This window comes from Paenibacillus sp. Y301 (genome assembly GCF_059445505.1).
This window is the reverse complement of sequence record NZ_JCAIUL010000015.1, coordinates 102,811-121,911: the sequence shown is the minus strand read 5'-3', so window position 1 is coordinate 121,911 and position 19,101 is coordinate 102,811. Positions and strand designations below refer to the sequence as shown.

Here is a 19,101-nt window from a genome sequence, read left to right as displayed (position 1 = left end):
AATTATATTGATTTCAAATCAGCTTTGCAGTGATTTGGAATCAATTTAGAAAGAGCGATATGCTCATTTAAAACAAACTGACGAGAAATTACTTTCTCTATCAAATGATTTCTCATTTGTTTTGATTTCACTTTCGTGAAATCTACTCACTCGTTGTTCAGTTTTCAAAGACCAATTTGTTCATTTCGTTATCACCAGTTGTTCTCGGCGACAACTTCTATATAATATCATGTCCGGCTTGATTATGCAAGAAGTTTTTTTCAAAACTTTTAAATCATATTCAATTTCTACTGAGCATTTCTGTTCCTCTCAGTTTCCGGATTTAAAATATACCACGCTTGTCTTACTCTTAGCAAGTTATAAATATTTACAAATACCTTTTTTTAGTCCAATCACGTTTCAAGAGCAATATACCAGGTACTAGATCTCTTCTATAACAATCGCTTAATTCATTACGAATCTAGACACTTCTAGGTTAATTAAAATAATGACCCTATAATGAAGTGTTTACAGTTGCTATTGCTTATCATCCATAAATATAAAAATCCCCCGCCATGATGACATGGATCCGAGGGATTTAATTAATTAGTTATCTATATAGTAGGGGCAGTTTCTCCACCCTGTCTAGAAATAGCAAATAATGCTATCCATATCAGAATAAATCCAAGTATTTGCGTCTGTGTAAGAACGATATCAAATACAATCCAGTTAATAAGTACTCCCACCATCGGAAAACTTAATTCCGCTAAAGTAGCTACTGAAGCCTTGGTAGTTGTCAGTCCCTTATAATAAACCAACAAACTAAGCAGGCCAGGTAATAATGCTTGGCCCAAAAGATTTATAGTGACCGCCATCAGCGCATTGGATTCGGTTGGTAAATTCCAAACACCACCTTCACCCCAAGTGATAACAAGTAATAATGGCAATGCCAGAATGAATCTTAGAGAAGCAACCGTCTCATATTTCATTTGTCCAACCATCAGACGACCCATCACGGTAGATCCACCCCATAAGGCTGCAGCGCCTAGAGAAAGCAAACTACCCACTTCTATAAAATCTTTCCAGTGTCCTACAGGAATTTCAAATCCAAAGGTAAGTAAATATGTGCCGATAAGAGCCAGCGGGAACAATAATGAAAAGTTCTTCGGTAATCGTTCCTTCAGAAGGATTCTTGCCATGATAATGGCGAATATCGGTTGTAATTTCTGAAGCAACACTACAGCATTTAGATTCCCATTAGCCAGACCCATCGTAAATAGGATCGTCGCTAGTGCTGATCCACCCCACGATATAAAGAGTAGTGCAACAGCATGCCGCATCCGTAATCCACGCAGTTCATGACGGTTCTTCCAAAGTATTGGAGCAACAATTAACGCAATAACAATATGCTCAAGCAGTACAATTTGAGTTGAAGTCATTGATTTCAATAAAATGATTCTGAATAATGGGTCAACCCCCCATAGCGCTGCTCCCAACACAACCAACCAAAATCCACTCTTGGATCGTTTCTCTGTTACCGATAAATTCGGTTTCACACTTCCCACTGCATTGTTCATCTTCTCTGTCCCCTTACTCTGAATATGGGGTCTTACAGCAGAAATCCCCCGTTATCGACAGATGTCGACATTACGAGGGATGATCAAATAAGCTCACGTTTAGCCTAAAAAGCCACGTCATGCATTATCGTTGATCTTCTCCCATCCGGACTTTACCGTCGGCCTTGGAGTCACACCAAGTCAGTCGCCATCACTATCATGGTGGCGAGTCGCGGGCTATAAGTTCATTTATGTTTTAGTCTGTCTATTCATCATAAAAGTAACTCTCACCGCCGGTTAGGAATTTCACCTTACCCCGAAGATCCATATTCAATTTTTATATTTTTTTATAGGATGTCATCATATTACGACAACAAATGCTATATCTCTATTAAAATGGTCACAATGAAATTAGTCAATGTTTTGTTTCTGTAAATTCATTAAAAAGCTATAAATGATGGGTATAAATGATATTCATCATACAGAAAACTGGAGTTATAAAAAAAGTGCAGTCACTTGCAACATTTTACTACTTTTATCCATCTATAGTTATAAGAGGTGAACCCAATGAAAACAATTAAACGTAAATATAATGCCACTAAAACCATTATTACATGTAGCGTCTTAGCAGCTTCTCTATCTTTTGGAACAGCTGCATTTGCTTTCTCAGATTTATCTGGTAATTCGGCTGAGGTTAAGATCAATGCACTTCAAGCATCAGGAGTGATTAGCGGTGTAACGCAAGATCTATTCGCACCTAAGTCCAAAGTGACCTATGCTCAAGGAATTCAATTACTAAGCAATGCCTTTCAGTTAAAGTTAACTAGCCCTCAATCCACTGCTAGTGATTATTTTGCCAAAGTGGAAGATAACGCTTGGTACTCCGAAGCCTTTGTGAGCGCCCAACAAAATGGACTATCGATTGATAAGAACGTAAATCCTTCAGATCCAATGAATCGTGCTCAATTTGCACACTTACTGCACCAAGCACTCTTAACAAAGGGGAATTTCCCCGCTACCACAATATTTTTTAACATATCTGATGGAGAGAAGCTCCCTCAAGATGTATTGAACAGTTTACAGGCGTTACTTAACATGAAAGTTATCAATTTAGATAAAGAGGATAACTTCCGACCCAATGAAGCCATTACTCGTGCCGATGCTGCTGTCCTCATCTATGATGCTACAGAGTTGGCAAAGCGTATTCTACCCGAAGAAGTTACTACTCCTAATCCAGCCTATGAAGCGATCGTATCGATCGAAAAAGCGGCAGATGGTGTAAACAAAGTATCCCTCACGGTGGATAACCTTCCAAACCCAGGTTATGAACTCTCTATTGACCGTATTGAATTCGGTAAAAATATGACTGCGACTGTATATTTCAGTGTCTCTAGTCCTAACCCTAACAACATGTACATTCAGGTTATTTCCAAATCAACAGCCATCACATATATACCTGATAACTATAAGGTAGTGGCAAAATACGAAGCTTCTTCCAGTGTAATCAGTCCATTCACTTTGCTACGTTCTTACCCTGAAGCTCCAACCACTTCAATAGAAGATCCTGCAAATCTAATTGCAAAGTAAGCCCTGACTTGTAATGAAACCTAAATACCTTGTTGCTTCAGTTACTTTAACCTTCTTTATATAGAGAACAAGCTACCGGCATTATAAACAAACACAAGGCTCTCGTCATATGACGGAACCTTGTGTTTGGTGTACCTACATGATTTCAAATGTGATACTTTGTGATTTACGGTCTTCTTTTAAACGACATAATCACGATATTTCTCAACAACTTTAGGTCGACACTCTAGATTTATACGAGTACCCTCAGGATCATATGCGGTAGAAATAACATGAGCATGTTCATTCAGATAGGAAACGACTTGCCCTTCCTCGTATGGAATCAACATTTCACATTGAATATAATCTCTAAATATATAGGAACGTATCAATTCCACAAGTTCAGATAAGCCTACTCTCGGTTTCGCGGCAAGATAGATACAATGATCTTTCACCGTAGGAATCGTACAATCATCGACCCTGTCACATTTATTATAGGCCAGAATCGTCTCAATATCTGTGATGCCAATATCTTTTAACGTGTTATCCGTAATGTTCATCAACTGCTCATACTCTGGGTTTGAATAATCAATGACATGAATGAGTAGGTCAGCTTCAACCACTTCTTCAAGTGTCGAACGGAACGCCTTAACGAGATGATGCGGAAGTTTGCTAACAAACCCCACGGTATCTGTTAAGAGGAAAGACTTATTATCTTTTAGACGGATATTTCTAACCGATGTCTCTAGGGTTGCAAACAACATATCTTTTTCAAACACCAACTTCTCCGTAGAAGGATTAAAAGACTCCACAAGTGCATTCATAACCGTTGATTTACCGGCATTTGTATATCCAACAAGCGATACTACGGGCAGTTCGTTTCTCTGACGTTTCTTACGTTGGGTTTGGCGCTGAGATACAAGAGTTTCTAATTCTTTATTCAATGCATTAATCTTATCCTCAATTCTGCGACGATCCAGTTCTAGCTTCGTTTCCCCTGCTCCTTTATTCTTTGTACCTACACCGCCTCCTTGACGACCCAAGGATTCACGTAGTCCAATTAATCTAGGGAGCATATATTGAAGTTGTGCTACTTCTACCTGAAGTTGTGCTTCCCGTGTCTTCGCCCGCTTCTCGAATATATCCAAAATTAATATCGTACGGTCGATAACCTTACATTGTAAATCTGCTTCAAGGTTACGAATCTGGGAGGGAGATAATTCATCGTTAAAAATCACTAAGTTTGCCTCTTGCTCCTCATACAATGCCCTAACCTCTTGCACTTTCCCTTTTCCAATATAATAAGAATTGTTAACACGTTCTAAGTTCTGTGTTAGTTGTCCTACCACCTCTACATGACATGCGGCAGATAAGTTTCTTAATTCCTCGATAGAGTATTCAAAATCTTCTTGATGATTCACATTGACCCCTACTATAATGGCTCTTTGTTGCTGTTCTTCCATATTAAAACCTCCATATACATTCAAATCAAGGATAACGGCTACGCCGTCCTTTACAGCGATGAAACGTTTAGCGGTGTAATATAAACCTATCTATAAGCAGATATACTTATAAATTCTTATATAAAAAAAACCGCAGGCTATTCTCCTGTGGTTAAGTGAACGGGATATATCTATTTCTACCCAAAATAACACCTCTAATACTTTTAAAGGTTTATCGGTCCGTTAAGCCGTGGGTTAGAGAGTACCCTATCAAAGGACAGGGCATGTTATTGTTATTAAAGAATTGTCTTCATGACAACGACAAAAAGAGGGGGAATTTCCCCTCCCTCTAGATTGCAGAAATATTCGCATCATGCACAAATACCACATCATCCGTATATTCGCAATACATCGAGTTCTCTAGAAATAATCAGACTAATCCCGTTCGCCCTGCACAGGAGCAGGGCCTTTGCACTATTCAATTAGTGGCACAAAGTGTGGTAACGGAATTTATCATTCATCTCTTCGAGAACCCTCCGATCATTATAATTATTTCCATATTAACACAGTTCTACCTTAATCACAATGTGATTACGTTGAAATCTCCGTAGGATGTATCACTGTCTTGATTTTTATACTAAGAAGCGCATAATAAGAAACATTGTTATAAAGACCTTAGTGTCATTGTCAGGAGGGATTTTAATTGAATGCTGATGTTCTCTTACTTATACAGCAGTTCGAACGTGCATCTCTGCTTCTAAGTTGCTTGTTCTGTCTAACTCTTGTTCCACAGTTTAAGGAGATCTTTCAAAAGGAGATCTACAATCCTAGACATCTAATTCTTCTATCGATGATATTCACCTTGTTCGCCATTCTGGGGACTTATTCTGGCATTCATGTAGAAGGTTCCTTAGTCAACGTTCGAATTATCGCCATCATGTCTGGAGGAATTCTATTCGGTCCAGTTGTTGGGATTAGTACGGGAGTTCTTTCAGGGGTTCACCGTTATCTCATCGATATTCATGGCGTTACCTCCTTACCTTGTCTCATAGCTAGTATCGTAGCAGGATTCGTTGCAGGATATATCCATTTGAAAGTTCGTAAGAAGAAACAGTGGATTACCGGTATTATCGCAGGCATGTTATGTGAAGTTCTGACCATGGTCTTGATACTGATATTAGCAGAACCTCACTCTCTTGGTCTGAATATCGTATCAAGAATTGCGACTCCTCTGATCCTAGGTGAGATCAGTGTCGGACTAATCGTTCTATTGATTCAAGGTGTAGAAGGTGAAAAAGAAACGATTGCAGCTAAACAAGCCAAACTGGCGCTTGATATTGCTAATAAGACGTTACCCTATTTCCGCTCCATTAATGAGCAGTCCTTGAATACCATATGTGGCATTATTCGAGAAGATATTCAAGCAGATGCTGTTGCCATAACAGACAACAAGAATGTGCTTGCTTATGTAGGAATGGGCTCTGAGAACTATAATCTAGGGAACGAGATTATTAGCGACGTAACGAAGGCTACCATTCAAAGCGGGGAAATTACGATACGGAATAATGAAGAGCAGAACAAGAATCCTTCTATCAAGTCACTCATTATTATTCCTCTTCATGAGAAGGGTGAGGTAACGGGATCTTTAAAGATCTACTATCGTAAACCTCAACAGATTACATATCCTCTGCAAACGATGGCTATTGGTTTGTCTCAGATTATCTCTACATTAATGGAGGTATCCCGTATTGAACAGGTTAGGGAAATGGCCAATCAAGCAGAGTTCAAAGCACTGCAGTCCCGTATCAATCCACACTTCTTATTCAATGCATTAAATGCTATTATTTCTTCCATTCGTATTAACCCCGATCAGGCACGAGAACTCATTGTCAATCTGTCAGGTTATTTACGATACAATCTAGAATTAAATGATCCTTTCATTGATATCAACAAAGAACTTCAACAGGTTCGAAATTATGTGGAGATTGAAACTGCAAGGTTCGGAAATCGTCTACAGGTGATTTACGATATTGATGATGTTAGTGTTATGATTCCAAGCTTGATCATTCAGCCCTTAGTCGAGAACGCAATTGTACACGGTATATTGAAATCTAAAGGTGTTGGAACGGTTACCATTCGAGTCAAGGATGAGACTGACCATGTCAGAATATCTATTGAAGATACCGGAAAAGGAATCGAAGAAGAAATAATCAATAACATATATACAGGACAAGTCCCCGAGAATAAGATCGGCCTATATAATGTTCATCAACGCGTGAAACTCATCTATGGCGAAGGGTTAATCATTCGCAGACTCGATAAAGGTACACTCATACATTTTGTAATACAGAAGGAGATCCGATGAACGCGATTATAGTGGAAGATGAGTACTTAGCACGTGAGGAATTAGAATACTTAATACAATCACACAGTGATATCGAAATCATTGGACGATTTGAAGATGGCATAGAGGCACTCAAGTTTGTGCAGGACACGAAAGTTGATGTTATTTTTCTAGATATTAATATTCCATCCTTAGATGGCGTCCTATTGGGTAAGAGCATTAGTAAATTTGCAGTGAAACCTTTGATCGTCTTCATTACGGCTTATAAGGAGCATGCCCTTGAGGCTTTTGAGATTGAGGCCTTTGACTATATATTGAAGCCATACCACGAGTCACGAATTACTTCTATGCTACAAAGGTTACAAGTTGCTCATCATAGAAGTAACGACATCGAACAGGTACCCACATTAGAACAAACAGGAGAGCATCCTGGAATCAAGAACAAAATCAACCTATGGAAGAACGAGAAAATTATAGTGACTGATATAGATGATATCTATTACGCTTCTGCTCAGGAAAAAGTCACTTGTGTATATACAAGAACAGAAGAATATACGTTAACCATGAGTATCTCGGAGTTCCATAATAGTCTACCGCAAGATCTATTCTTCCGCTGTCATCGTTCTTACATCATCAATATCTCTAAGATTAGAGAAATCATTCCTTGGTTTAACAATACGTATCTTTTGAAAATGAAAGATCTAGACTATGAAGTCCCTGTTAGTCGTAGCAACGTCAAAGAATTTAGGCAGATCATGAATATCTAAATGCATTTGGTACCGCTTTCTCAGCATCTCATGCTATAACCGACCATCCAACTTCTACAAGGATTATAATTCGGTTATAAGGTTACATTACCATCATGAGAAAGAAGGCCAAAACTATAATGAAAAATACACCTGTGAATCGTTGGCTTATCGTACTTGGTACAATTATCGTTCAAATGGGTCTTGGAACGATCTATACATGGAGCTTATTCAATCAACCTCTCGTAAGCAAATTCGGCTGGGATCTCAGTTCGGTCGCTATGACGTTCTCTATTACAAGCTTCTCCCTAGCCCTTGCGACGCTTGTGGCAGGGAAACTTCAAGACAAATGGGGTATTCGTAAACTCATCACCATTGCAGGACTGGTACTTGGTCTTGGTCTCATTGCTAGCTCCCAGGTTCATTCATTAACATTGATTTACATCCTTGCTGGTGTAGTCGTTGGATTCGCAGATGGTACAGCTTACATTACTTCACTATCTAATCTAATCAAATGGTTTCCAAACAAAAAGGGTCTGATTTCAGGTGTTTCTGTTGGTGCTTACGGAATGGGTAGTCTTATTTTCAAATACATCAACTCTGGATTCATTGACTCTGTCGGTGTATCACAAGCATTCTTATTCTGGGGTCTTATCGTCATGATCATGGTTATGATGGGTGCACAGATTCTACGTGAAGCACCTGTGGTGGATACAACAAGTGCGGATCAACTTTCACATGGTGAGGATAGAAATTTCACAGTCAAAGAAATGTTGAAAACCAAAGAAGCCTATATCTTGTTCATTATCTTCTTTACCGCTTGTATGAGTGGGCTTTACCTCATCGGTATCGTAAAAGACATTGGTGTTCAATTAGCCGGTCTATCTATTGGTAGTGCCGCTAATGCTGTGGCAATGATTGCTATATTCAATACCGCAGGGCGTATTATTCTTGGTGCATTGTCGGACAAGGTAGGTCGCTTGCGGGTCGTTATCGGTACTCTGATTGCTACAACAGCTTCGGTACTCGTATTAAGTTTCGTTTCACTAAACTTCGGTATCTTCTTTGCTTGTGTAGCTGCAATCGCATTTTGCTTCGGTGGTAACATTACCGTATTCCCAGCAATCGTCGGAGATTTCTTCGGTCTGAAGAATCACAACAAGAACTACGGGATCATCTACCAAGGTTTCGGACTAGGTGCATTATCTGGATCATTCATCGCCTCTATCGCAGGTGGATTCAAACCAACGTTTATCGTCATTGGAGTCCTATGTATCATCTCCCTTATTCTCATCATCAAACTTAAACCTCCTGTTCGAGGAAAAGTGAAGAAGGAACGGATGAAATTCAACCCGGATGGTAAACTTGTATAAATGTAAGTCTTATAAATATCAACAGACATAAATAAACAATCCTTCTATCCAGTATTGGATAGGAGGATTGTTCTTGTTTACCGTTTTACACATGACATATGCTCTATTAGTTATTCATATGTCAAATCAAGTGAAGCACATTTCATTAAGTTCATTTCCTTCCTTACTTTACAGTTAGCCCTTAAATAACTGCCCCCTTCTACATCTATTCTGTAATCTGAGTATCCAATAATTTCCCCTATATAATCCAAGTCGTCTTCAAAGAATATTTCCACTATGCTTTTGGAAACTACGCAATCTTCCAGTTGATCAGAGGTTAATATTACTCTCCATATTTGTTTAACTTTCATCAATTCCTACCGACCTCCATGAATAGATCAATATTCTCTCCACCTGGATCCTAAAAAAGGACAATAACAAGCCATTCCTCTCGTAGATTAAGACTACGTCGGGACAGCACATTCATAGATTGATGGAATTTATCATGATCAAATTCTATTTCCCATCAAACTACACAGGTGTCGATGTTGTACTCTTGATAACCAGTTAATCCACCATTAATCGTTATTAGTTGACTGTGTATAATCATTAGAAACTGATGAATACGACTTCATTTGAATTTTTGAAACTGTCATTCAACCTATACAAAATATACCACAATACTTTAAATTAATGTTTCTTTTCAAAAGAAATATTTTGATATATTTCTAATCCAGTAGACCTGATATGGTAGCGCCTCCAATGCACTTCCATTCCTTTCCATGGTCACACATCAATAAATTAAGCTTCAATTAACTACTAATCCTTCTTCTACATAAACGTAATTTATTCGTTTTAGTTGCAGTATAGAATTAATAAGTCAGGATATATTTTTTATATCAAGCGAAGAACATCTGCACCCAATAAAATAATAGAATCAGGGTTACAATAGTTGTTATTGGAATTACAATCAATGTAAGTCTCAAATATGTTTTCCATGACATATCAATCTTATTTTTCTTTAAAATATTCATCCATAGAAGAGAAGCTAATGTTCCAATTGGTAATAATAATGATCCTATGTCGCTACCAATAATATTAGAAAGATAGATGGTCTTCAACGTTATTGGATCAAGTCCCATTTCTGTTAATGTTATGGTTCCGATCATTAATGCAGGATGGTTATTAAAGAAATTCGATAGAATTGAGACTAGTACGCCCATCGTAAGGCTCGCTTGCATTAGTCCTTGGTTTACAATCGGTTCGCATATCTCTACTAACATAGCTGTAAGTCCAGCATTATGCAATCCGTAGATAATAACATACATGGAGAAAGCGAATATAAATATATGCCAAGGCACCTTTTTCAAAATATCCAAAGGGATCGTGCCTAATTGATACCATCTCCAACACAGTAACGTTAAAGAACCCAATACAGCTACCCATTCAATGGGTATCGCAAAATAAGAAGCTACAAAGATGAGACTCCGCATTACGAAGACAAACAATAGCAATAATAACATTGACTTCGTACGATTATTTGAGGTGTTAACAAAACCCTTTCTCTTAGATGCATAAGCATGTTTGCTAAAGAAGTCCTCCTCTATATCATATGCAGGGTCTGGCAATGTAGTGGGTAATCTCTTCTTCAACAAAATAAACATGAACCAAGACATGAATAACAACCCCATCGTTGCGGGTACGAACATCATCGCAGTGTGCATATATAGCGTCATATGAACAATTTCTAGTGCAATCAAGTTTACAATATTACTTACTCCAATCGGTGCGCTAGAAGCGGTCGCGATCAAGGCTCCACTTAATAAATAGGGAATCATCTCGCGATGTTTAAGCCGAAGACTTCGTAGAAGTAATATCAGGATGGGCGTAGTGATTAATATACTACCATCATTATTAAATAGTAGCGTCATTAAGAAACATAAAAATTGAATATACCAGTATAGACGATATCCTGATCCTTTAGATAATACCGCTAACCGCGCAGCTGCCCAGTTAAAAAAACCAAAACTCTCTAATATCACTGCCATTACAATAGTTGCCATGATGGTGACCGAGGCTCCCCCGATCTTACTTAATATATCTACAAGGTCTTCCCCTGATACAATTCCGGTAAGTAATATCATCCCTGCTCCGATGGACGCTGGCCAAGCTTCATTTAAACCTCCTGGTCTCCAGAAAATCACTAGCATCGTCATCAAGAACACAAATATAGTAATTCCAATTCCAAAACTCATACTTATTCCCCCTTCATAACACCTCTGTAAAAAACAACTCCTTTCATCGCCTTCTACTTACTTACATTTATATTCAAGACTTAAACAGTTGGGACTGGTTATTAAGTAAAATCTCTTAAAATGGTCGTTCATTTAATAGTTTCTTATAGAAACGAATCAATAAGGGTTATATACCGTCAGAACAAGGAAAAACCTACCTTAGCAGAAATAAAACGTATGGCAAACCTATTAATCTTAATGCCGTTTCAGACAATAAAACTAATATACGACTTACCTGAAACAGACAGCGTTGGATTACTAGTCTTTAATCAGCTCAATCAGTGTAGAGAACAAAATGAAACAAGCAGATTAGATATCTAATCCGCTTGTTTCATTTTGTTGTGGAACTTCTAGAAATCAGCTGTCTTAAGAAACACAATTTTCACACCCACAATTTGATTCTGCTGATTCGTAGCGGTATAGACTCCATAGGTACCGTCTCCCATCCCTGTGCGAGACACAACACCTCCATCTAACACGCCAGCTTCATGACCACTCTCAGTAATATCACAGCAAGTAAAATACCAATCGCTATCTGAATCTGTATTCGTCTCCAGTGCATCTGAATCAGGGATCCTATACTTATTCAAGTCAAATATCCCTGCCTGCCCACTATCGACACCCACGATAAATGGACGTTTCACCCATTCCAAATGCTCTATTTGCTCCGCGACCGAACGATGGTAAGCCGTTAATTTGGCACAGGCTTCGCCCCAATCTCTTACTTCAGCCTTCTCTACCTGACCAACCCAAGTTCCCAGTAACACATCATCTAAGACCCCCATAATGATGCTCTCTTTATTTAATTCATAACAAGGATCTGAAACGACCAATTGACCAGATGTCACTTCAAAATCACCTAATTGAATGATCATATGAACTCCCTCCGATATGATGGAATAAAATTAATAAAATTGTACCATACATGAATCAATTTCATAATGCAGTTAGATTTATGATATTGATTCACATACATTATTTTTGTGTTCTTAACGCATAATAAAACAGTTCTGAAATATGAGAAAAGGATGTGTATACATGGGAATTCTGAATGGTAATCCGAAAGACGAACCCTTGCATTACGGTGAAATATTTAGTATTTGGACGAGTTCTATGGGAGCTAAAGGAATGGTATCCTGCTACCAGGCTTATTTAAATCATGCTGGAGACAAAGATCTAAAAAAAGTATTAGAGGATCTTATTGATCAAGCCAAACTGGAAATTAAGGAACTGGATAAGTTGCTGTCAGATAACGGAATTGCTTCCGCTCCAGTAATGCCTGATCGTCCTCCAGTAAAACTCGAAGACATCCCTGTAGGGGCAAGGTTTACTGATCCTGAAATTGCTGCCAAAATTGCAGCAGACACTTCTATAGGATTGGTTGCTTGCAGCCAAGTAATGGGACAGTGTATCAGAGAAGATGTCGGCGCTTTATTCGCTAAATATCACCTTACCAAAACAGCATTAGGGCTTAGAATCCTCAAAATGAATAAAGAAAAAGGTTGGCTAATTCCTCCCCCACTATTAGTGAAGAGACCTGAATAGTTCTCTTCACAATCTAAGATCTCCCGCTCCATGAGCGGGAGATCTTGATATTTAAACACAATCCATCTTCAATCCACTTATGTTCGTATGACTTAAACTATTTTGGGCAAATTACATAGGACATGAATCTATGATTACGAGGAGGCATTTCATTTGTATTTCTATAAAGAGAGCTTAATTAATGATATTGTGGCAGATAAGCCCGATCCAGCAGCAGCTAAAGTGCTACAGGAAATACTTGGTGGACAATTCGGCGAAATGCGTACCATGATGCAGTACTTCTTTCAAAGTAATAACTTTAGAGGTAAGGAAACTCAATTCCGTGATTTACTAAGAGGGGTATTCTTAGAGGAGATTGCGCATGTAGAACTTGTTCAGCACACGATCAATCAATTGCTAAATGGTTCAGGTTATGATGAGGCAGGGGACAGTGGTGCAGACGGAGCACCGTTGGATGAAGCTGTTAAACATGCCAATCCACATCACTACATTATGGCAGCACAAGCATCTTTACCTGTTGATGCTGCTGGTAATCCTTGGTTAGGTAACTATGTATATAATCATGGAAATCTAATTAGTGACATGCTAAATAATGTCGTACTTGAATCAACTGGCGTATTGCAAAAGACACGAATTTATGAGATGAGCTCTAATAAAACATTTCGTGAAACGCTTGGATTTCTAATCGTTCGGGACAATGCTCATCAGAATGCATTTGCAAAAGCATTAGAAACACTAGGAGTGAATTGGGGGAAAATATTCCCTATTCCCAATTATGACATTAATAAATACCCGGAATGCCGAAAATTTGTTGATATGGGTTATCACAATGCTCAATTCAATTACAGATTAGATGATACAAGAATCGGTGAGATTTTTCAGGGAGAATCTCCGAGTCGTAACAAAGGAACCTTGGAAGTTGTTCCACCGCCTGAGGGATTCCCAGTACCCCTTCTACCAGAACTGGCCAATGAGCATAGTCCTGGATTGAAAGATCTTAACCTTTAAAAAAGATATTTCAAATAAAAAAAAAAGAGATGAACCGTTTGGGTTCATCTCTTTTTTTAGGACAACATGTCTAAATGAAGTCTTCGTTATCTATGAGAAATAATTCGTAATGGATGGTTCACGGGCTAGTACCGCTTCACTATCCAGCTTCTTCTTCAGATAAGCTTTGTCGGAGGAAATGAATACACTCATAATCAGATCCACAACGAACAAGAATGTAATATGGTTGGACATCAACGCGCTATTATTAACGGATATTTTGTCAGGCACGATCATATCCACATCCGCATTCTCCGTAATAGGAGAGGAATCATAACAGGTAATTGCGATTGTCTTCACCTGATTCACCTGAGCCATCGTCACACCCTCAACAATCTCTTTGGTAGAGCCAGAACGAGAGAAAGCAATGACAACATCTTCAGCGTTGCACTGAGAGGCTGCAATCTTCATCGCTCGGCTATCACTGATCGCTTCGGACATAATGCCAATGATGGCTAACCGATTCTTTAGCGCAATCGCTGCCAGGTAAGAGTCGAACAGACCGAATAGGTAAATTCTTCGCGCCTTCTTCAGAATATCCACCACCTGATGGAGTTGGTCCTCCGTAATAAGCGCTGACGTGTTCAGAATCAATTCATTATAATCTAATGCGAGCGCATCAATGGGATTGATCTCACGTCTCTCTTTTTTCTTAGATTGCATTTCCCGGTAAAAGGCATCCTGAGCAAAGGCAATTTTGAAATCAATAAATCCTTTGAATCCTATCTTCTTACAGAAGCGATTAATACTCGTCTCCGATACGCCTATCTCATTTGCAATAGCCGTAATCGTATTGCTAGTAATAAATTCCGGATTGTGAATGACAAAATTGGCGATCTGATTCTCTCCATATGTTAACTTTTGAGTTTGTGATACGATCTTTGCAATAACTGCGGGAACCTGTGAAGACATGAACCTCTCCTCCTGATCTAACGATGGAATATGGCTATCCGGTATCCCCGTTAGCATCCTTCATTATATCATACCAAGTGAGGTATTGAGAGTGTCAAAAAGTAACCTACATCCAACGATTCCAAGCTTCCATTCTAGCTCTAAATTGTTCCATAGACATCGTCTTATTCTGGATCAGGAAGACATAGTCTAGTAAATTCGGTAGGTAGGACAGCCCAATAATCTCCTTGCAAAAGGCATGGGCTGCTATTTCACTACACTTCACAACACTTGACCGTTTGGTAAAGAAGCCAACCTTAAACACATCTATGGGTTCTAGCAATTCGTTCGTAAATCGACCTGCTTTGTATTCAAGATAATGATAGAATTCATGTGCCAGATGAATATCAATAAGCCGATCCATATCCGGACTCATCTGATGTCCCAACACAGTCTCCAGAGACTGCTGCATCTCTGACAAGGAAGAGGAATAAATTACAATTTCGGGTGGTTTCTTCGCGAAATCGATCTGTGCACGAAATGAGACGTGATGGAATCTACCAGACTTACTCGCGATTTCATATTTTAGTCCCTCGCGCTGACATAATGACCTTACTGAAACGCCGGTATATTCCGCGCTGATCTGTCTGCCTCTATCTAATGAAGATTCCACATAATATGGAATTCGGTCCTTAGGTATTCGGTGAAATAGAGGATCTTGTTCCAACTCTGCACAAGCTAGCATTTCGTCTGAGAGTGAGTCTATCATTTCCTGCATCGACGTTGCCCTCCTCCCCTTCCTTACTGGTAAGCTATGATAAGTAGTTCGTTGTCTGCACTCAGCATTTCCGTCTCAATCTCCAGAATCGACATCAGCTGCTCTTTCGTCTGCATCCCTGTCAGATCTAGCATTTTCTCTTTATAGAATACAAATACCTTAGGGAGAGTCGCATTGGCATCTGAATAAATCGTATTGTCATCTAGAAATTCTCCGAGTTGCCCTCCGTATTGGGACTTGGTTATTTGCGTGAATTGTATGTTCCCCTTCTTAAATCGCACAACCCCTTCGCGGTCGAGCACACTGGCATAAGTCGATTTCTTCTTCAGTAGCCCGAAGAACGACTTCTTCATACTTTCACTACTGAAAAGATTCCATCTCCCTGTCTGTGCTGATATCACCATGGATTCCAAGGGTTGGTCCACCGATTTAGCGGCTATCGCACGCATTTCCTCAATAGACATCGTCTCCTGCCCTAAATCTTTAGATCGAAGTTCCGTCGAACCTGTAGCTACGGCACGCAGAATGTTCTTCTGACTATCGATCTCAATCGTAACTTCTACCGTCTCCTCACTAGCACCTGATTTAACAATTCGCTCCACGACTTCGGAACGAATCCGCTTAATATCATCCTCAGTCGGATTGACAACCGTTCGCTCAAGCTGCTCCTTTACCATCGCCAAAGCAACACCGATAGTGGACACATAGGGTGCATTATTGGCGATTTGGAAGCTCATCTTCTCCCGCTCAGCCATCGCTGGAACAAGCACCGCCCCACTTCCTCCTCCACCTACTAAAGTGACGAAGGATCGATCCAATTCATAATCTTCAATCATGTCATTCACGGTCTTCATCGTCTTGTCGATTGATATATTCATCACCTGTCTGGCTGCCTCTTCCACTGTCAATCCGATATGCTTGGCAAGGGCCTCCCACGCTGTGATCGCTGCTTCCTTATTTCCCTTAGCATAATCTCCATCCGGAATATATCCGAGGATGTTCGCTGCACCGGCCAACGTATAGGAATAATCCTTTCCATTCTCACTTTCGCAAATGATATATTCTTGTGGATCTCCAGCTCTTGGACTAATGAATTTCACTTTAGGATTCACGATGTGATACCTTACCGCAAATGCCTCATATTCTATGCCCGCAATGTGCGCACTTCGGGGTCCAACATCGGTAATTCTCCCATCGACTACCTTAACCATGCTTCCTCCTGCAATCCCGAGGGTACGAACATCCAAAGATTGTAGATAGGTTCGATGTCCGCCGACTTGTGCATTCTTTATCATGACCTTTCCGTTCTTGATCACGGATATATCTACGCTTGTACCCCCAACCTCGAAGAATATCCCATCGGAGATCTTCTCGTACATCAACGCTCCAGCGACACCTGCCGCAAGCCCAGACAGCATGGTTAGAATTGGACGTTTACGTACTTCTTCAATACTCATGACTCCACCGTCGCATCGCATAATCATTAACGGTGATGTAATATGCGCATTCTTAACGGATTTTTCCGTCATGTTAGCCGTTTCCATCATTTTGGGAATAAGGGACGCGTTGACGACCGCAGTCCTAGTGCGTGTCTTCAACCCATACAACTGAGAAATTTCGTGACCACCTGTCGCGTATATCCCTTTCTTATTCGCAATCTCAACTACGCGAAGTTCATTCCTCGGATCATCCACACTATATGCTTCAGAAGCTACAATAACTTCCGCTCCTTGTCTCACAAGTTCATCAATCGCTGTAGCAATCTGTTCTTCTTTCAGATCTTTTGAGTCCAGATACGTATGATAAGTCTTCAAATATTTGCCCGGAGCAAGCTCAATATCCCCCGGATTAGATTCTGAACGCGCACTGAGCCCATCTAACCCGGAACCCATCCCAATAATACCCACTCGTGCCACATCACCCTCTAGCAATGCGTTCGTTGCTTGAGTGGTTCCATGTGCAATAAAGGTAACATCGTCTGGCAGAATACCCCGGCTCTCTAGAATTTGATTCAAAATTTGAACGATCCCTTTCGCCACGCCATCTTCGTCGTGGTGAGTAGTCGGTATTTTCATCTTCTCAATCACTTCATAGGTTTCGTTGTCTATTACAGCAGCATCTGTAAACGTCCCTCCAACGTCGATCCCGACGCGAACTTTTCTTCTGTCCATATTCTCCTCCTAAAATGAGGCAAGAACCCCTTAAGGCTCTTGCCCTTAGTTAATCTCACCCCTCTAAAAAATCATAAATGCTCCGAATACCACGGAAATAAGGACAGCAACCATCATCCATGGCAACGTCTTTTTCAGAATTTCATTAATGTCACTCTTTGTGAAATCCGCTACCCAGACATTGTGTGAGTTCGTCGGATCGGATACCGCTTGGACATTACTTACGACACGCAATGCTAACATAGCCGCTACAGGGGTCATGCCAGCCGTTACGAATAAAGCCGCAATACCGCTACCAAGTCCCCATACATTTAGAGGCCCGCGATAAATCGCGAGTGGTGATAATAAGGTAAAGAAAATAACGAACATTAAAGGACTACTTGGAAGAACACTCTCAATGAGTGGAGAAATAAGTGCTGCGACTTGTGGCGCCATAACAGAGTTAAGTAACATTCCGATACCAATCATGAGGGCCAGAGCCCCAGCGATATCTTGTATTCCTTCGACAAGAGCACTCGATAGAATATGAATAGGTCGTTTCGGTAAGGTCAGAATAATGGTAACAATCGCACCAATAATAACAGCAGGTACGATATCTAACTTAAATGCAAATACGAGAACAACGGGTACAATGGGGCTAATTAGAGAAATCGCAGGTACCTTTTTGCCTCCATCCCCACTGGTGTTCGTTGGCATCGACCATGCTCTTCTTCCCTTCCCGTCTTTCCTGATATAAAAGACAATCATAGCTAAGGAAACAATAATTAATGGCAATGCTGCAACCAATGTGTAATTGGCAATTGTGTCAACGGGTAGACCCAGTACATCTACATAGACCGCCCAGTTAGATACGTTGAATAGAGCACCCACACCAACGGACGATAGCACGACGACTGAAGCAACGAATTGTGATATTCCAGCTGTCAGCATAATCGGAATCACGATCGTTCCGACGAGGATTACCATACCTAGGCCGCCAGCTGCAGAAAATATAATGGAAGAAGTAACAAAGAATAGAATTGCAATCATCATCGGCTTATCACCCGCAAGTTCAGCAGCTTTGCGTATGATCGATTTCGTAATGCCAACTTTATTGAGAATCTGACCGAACCAAGCACCGAACACTAAGCCTGCGATTGCGCCTGACAACCGCATCGAGCCAGCAGATAGAACGGTCTTCGCGATGGTAGTCGCTTCTGGATCATTCGACATCCATGGCACCCCTGCTATCAACGCAAACAGTATCGCCATCGTGGGGAGTGCGAGAATCGTTGGTAGCTTCCTCGTCATCATTAAACCTATAAACACTAAGAAAATGACCAGAATTCCGATAGCTTGAAACCACATTAAAGATGTCACAAACATTTCCCCTCTCACATTGGTTACATTA

At 40.1% G+C, this 19,101-nt stretch carries 15 protein-coding genes and 1 riboswitch; of the genes, 6 read left to right on the top strand and 9 right to left on the bottom strand.

The genetic code is table 11. The features are described from left to right. Window positions 1-593: 593 nt before the first annotated feature. Window positions 594-1,556 carry a DMT family transporter gene (locus AC1D69_RS20850; RefSeq protein ID WP_495458060.1) on the bottom strand — a complete coding sequence of 321 codons (963 nt, stop codon included), beginning with the start codon at window positions 1,554-1,556 and terminating at the stop codon, window positions 594-596. A 129-nt stretch (window positions 1,557-1,685) separates the two neighbouring features. After that, window positions 1,686-1,863: riboswitch (FMN riboswitch) on the bottom strand. Window positions 1,864-2,102: 239 nt separating this feature from the next. Between AC1D69_RS20850 and AC1D69_RS20845 the strand changes: the two genes are divergently transcribed. Further along, window positions 2,103-3,122, top strand: a complete 1,020-nt coding sequence (locus AC1D69_RS20845; protein WP_495458059.1) for an S-layer homology domain-containing protein — start codon at window positions 2,103-2,105, stop codon at window positions 3,120-3,122. Window positions 3,123-3,301: 179 nt separating this feature from the next. On the opposite strand, the gene hflX is transcribed toward AC1D69_RS20845, so the two are convergent. Next, window positions 3,302-4,564: a GTPase HflX gene (gene hflX / locus AC1D69_RS20840; RefSeq protein WP_495458058.1), complete on the bottom strand. Its 1,263-nt coding sequence runs from the start codon at window positions 4,562-4,564 to the stop codon at window positions 3,302-3,304. 682 nt (window positions 4,565-5,246) lie between these two features. On the opposite strand from hflX, the gene AC1D69_RS20835 reads away from it, so the two are divergent. The 3 genes from AC1D69_RS20835 (at window position 5,247) to AC1D69_RS20825 (ending at window position 9,006) form a co-directional block, all read left to right on the top strand. Then, the gene (locus AC1D69_RS20835; protein WP_495458057.1) at window positions 5,247-6,908 is read left to right on the top strand and encodes a LytS/YhcK type 5TM receptor domain-containing protein; all 1,662 of its coding nucleotides are present in this window, start codon (window positions 5,247-5,249) and stop codon (window positions 6,906-6,908) included. Next, window positions 6,905-7,654, top strand: coding sequence for a LytR/AlgR family response regulator transcription factor (locus AC1D69_RS20830; protein ID WP_495458056.1), 750 nt, complete (start codon window positions 6,905-6,907; stop codon window positions 7,652-7,654). Before AC1D69_RS20835 ends, AC1D69_RS20830 begins: the two co-directional genes overlap by 4 nt. 119 nt (window positions 7,655-7,773) lie before the next feature. Beyond that, complete coding sequence (locus AC1D69_RS20825; protein WP_495458055.1) at window positions 7,774-9,006, top strand: L-lactate MFS transporter; 1,233 nt, start codon at window positions 7,774-7,776, stop codon at window positions 9,004-9,006. A gap of 110 nt (window positions 9,007-9,116) precedes the next feature. On the opposite strand, the gene AC1D69_RS20820 is transcribed toward AC1D69_RS20825, so the two are convergent. From AC1D69_RS20820 to AC1D69_RS20810, 3 genes are all read right to left on the bottom strand, one after another. Next, complete coding sequence (locus AC1D69_RS20820; RefSeq protein ID WP_495458054.1) at window positions 9,117-9,359, bottom strand: hypothetical protein; 243 nt, start codon at window positions 9,357-9,359, stop codon at window positions 9,117-9,119. A 525-nt stretch (window positions 9,360-9,884) separates the two neighbouring features. Continuing rightward, window positions 9,885-11,240 carry an arsenic transporter gene (locus AC1D69_RS20815; RefSeq protein ID WP_495458053.1) on the bottom strand — a complete coding sequence of 452 codons (1,356 nt, stop codon included), beginning with the start codon at window positions 11,238-11,240 and terminating at the stop codon, window positions 9,885-9,887. Window positions 11,241-11,629: 389 nt separating this feature from the next. Continuing rightward, entirely contained in the window at window positions 11,630-12,154 is a 525-nt protein-coding gene (locus tag AC1D69_RS20810) for a DUF4241 domain-containing protein (RefSeq protein ID WP_495458052.1), read from the bottom strand. A gap of 163 nt (window positions 12,155-12,317) precedes the next feature. Here AC1D69_RS20810 and AC1D69_RS20805 point away from each other — a divergent pair, with 163 nt between their 5' ends. Both AC1D69_RS20805 and AC1D69_RS20800 read left to right on the top strand, forming a co-directional pair. After that, window positions 12,318-12,824, top strand: coding sequence for a DUF3231 family protein (locus AC1D69_RS20805; RefSeq protein ID WP_495458051.1), 507 nt, complete (start codon window positions 12,318-12,320; stop codon window positions 12,822-12,824). A 153-nt stretch (window positions 12,825-12,977) separates the two neighbouring features. Next, window positions 12,978-13,832, top strand: a complete 855-nt coding sequence (locus AC1D69_RS20800; RefSeq protein ID WP_495458050.1) for a manganese catalase family protein — start codon at window positions 12,978-12,980, stop codon at window positions 13,830-13,832. A gap of 90 nt (window positions 13,833-13,922) precedes the next feature. On the opposite strand, the gene AC1D69_RS20795 is transcribed toward AC1D69_RS20800, so the two are convergent. The 4 genes from AC1D69_RS20795 to AC1D69_RS20780 form a co-directional block, all read right to left on the bottom strand. Continuing rightward, window positions 13,923-14,783, bottom strand: coding sequence for a MurR/RpiR family transcriptional regulator (locus AC1D69_RS20795; RefSeq protein WP_495458049.1), 861 nt, complete (start codon window positions 14,781-14,783; stop codon window positions 13,923-13,925). A gap of 106 nt (window positions 14,784-14,889) precedes the next feature. Continuing rightward, on the bottom strand, window positions 14,890-15,540 hold the full coding sequence (locus tag AC1D69_RS20790; RefSeq protein WP_495458048.1) for a hypothetical protein: 651 nt from the start codon (window positions 15,538-15,540) through the stop codon (window positions 14,890-14,892). 23 nt (window positions 15,541-15,563) lie between these two features. Then, window positions 15,564-17,711 (bottom strand): hydantoinase/oxoprolinase family protein, encoded by a 2,148-nt coding sequence (locus tag AC1D69_RS20785; RefSeq protein ID WP_495458047.1) that lies wholly within the window; start codon window positions 17,709-17,711, stop codon window positions 15,564-15,566. A gap of 63 nt (window positions 17,712-17,774) precedes the next feature. Next, entirely contained in the window at window positions 17,775-19,076 is a 1,302-nt protein-coding gene (locus tag AC1D69_RS20780) for a citrate transporter (RefSeq protein ID WP_495458046.1), read from the bottom strand. Window positions 19,077-19,101: the final 25 nt, after the last annotated feature.

Bases quoted from the DNA above. Each gene is read 5' to 3' on its own strand.
- AC1D69_RS20850 (WP_495458060.1), bottom strand. From the start codon at position 1,556: ATGAACAATGCAGTGGGAAGTGTGAAACCGAATTTATCGGTAACAGAG.
- AC1D69_RS20845 (WP_495458059.1), top strand. From the start codon at position 2,103: ATGAAAACAATTAAACGTAAATATAATGCCACTAAAACCATTATTACA.
- hflX (WP_495458058.1), bottom strand. From the start codon at position 4,564: ATGGAAGAACAGCAACAAAGAGCCATTATAGTAGGGGTCAATGTGAAT.
- AC1D69_RS20830 (WP_495458056.1), top strand. From the start codon at position 6,905: ATGAACGCGATTATAGTGGAAGATGAGTACTTAGCACGTGAGGAATTA.
- AC1D69_RS20825 (WP_495458055.1), top strand. From the start codon at position 7,774: ATGAAAAATACACCTGTGAATCGTTGGCTTATCGTACTTGGTACAATT.
- AC1D69_RS20815 (WP_495458053.1), bottom strand. From the start codon at position 11,240: ATGAGTTTTGGAATTGGAATTACTATATTTGTGTTCTTGATGACGATG.
- AC1D69_RS20810 (WP_495458052.1), bottom strand. From the start codon at position 12,154: ATGATCATTCAATTAGGTGATTTTGAAGTGACATCTGGTCAATTGGTC.
- AC1D69_RS20805 (WP_495458051.1), top strand. From the start codon at position 12,318: ATGGGAATTCTGAATGGTAATCCGAAAGACGAACCCTTGCATTACGGT.
- AC1D69_RS20795 (WP_495458049.1), bottom strand. From the start codon at position 14,783: ATGTCTTCACAGGTTCCCGCAGTTATTGCAAAGATCGTATCACAAACT.
- AC1D69_RS20790 (WP_495458048.1), bottom strand. From the start codon at position 15,540: ATGCAGGAAATGATAGACTCACTCTCAGACGAAATGCTAGCTTGTGCA.
- AC1D69_RS20785 (WP_495458047.1), bottom strand. From the start codon at position 17,711: ATGGACAGAAGAAAAGTTCGCGTCGGGATCGACGTTGGAGGGACGTTT.
- AC1D69_RS20780 (WP_495458046.1), bottom strand. From the start codon at position 19,076: ATGTTTGTGACATCTTTAATGTGGTTTCAAGCTATCGGAATTCTGGTC.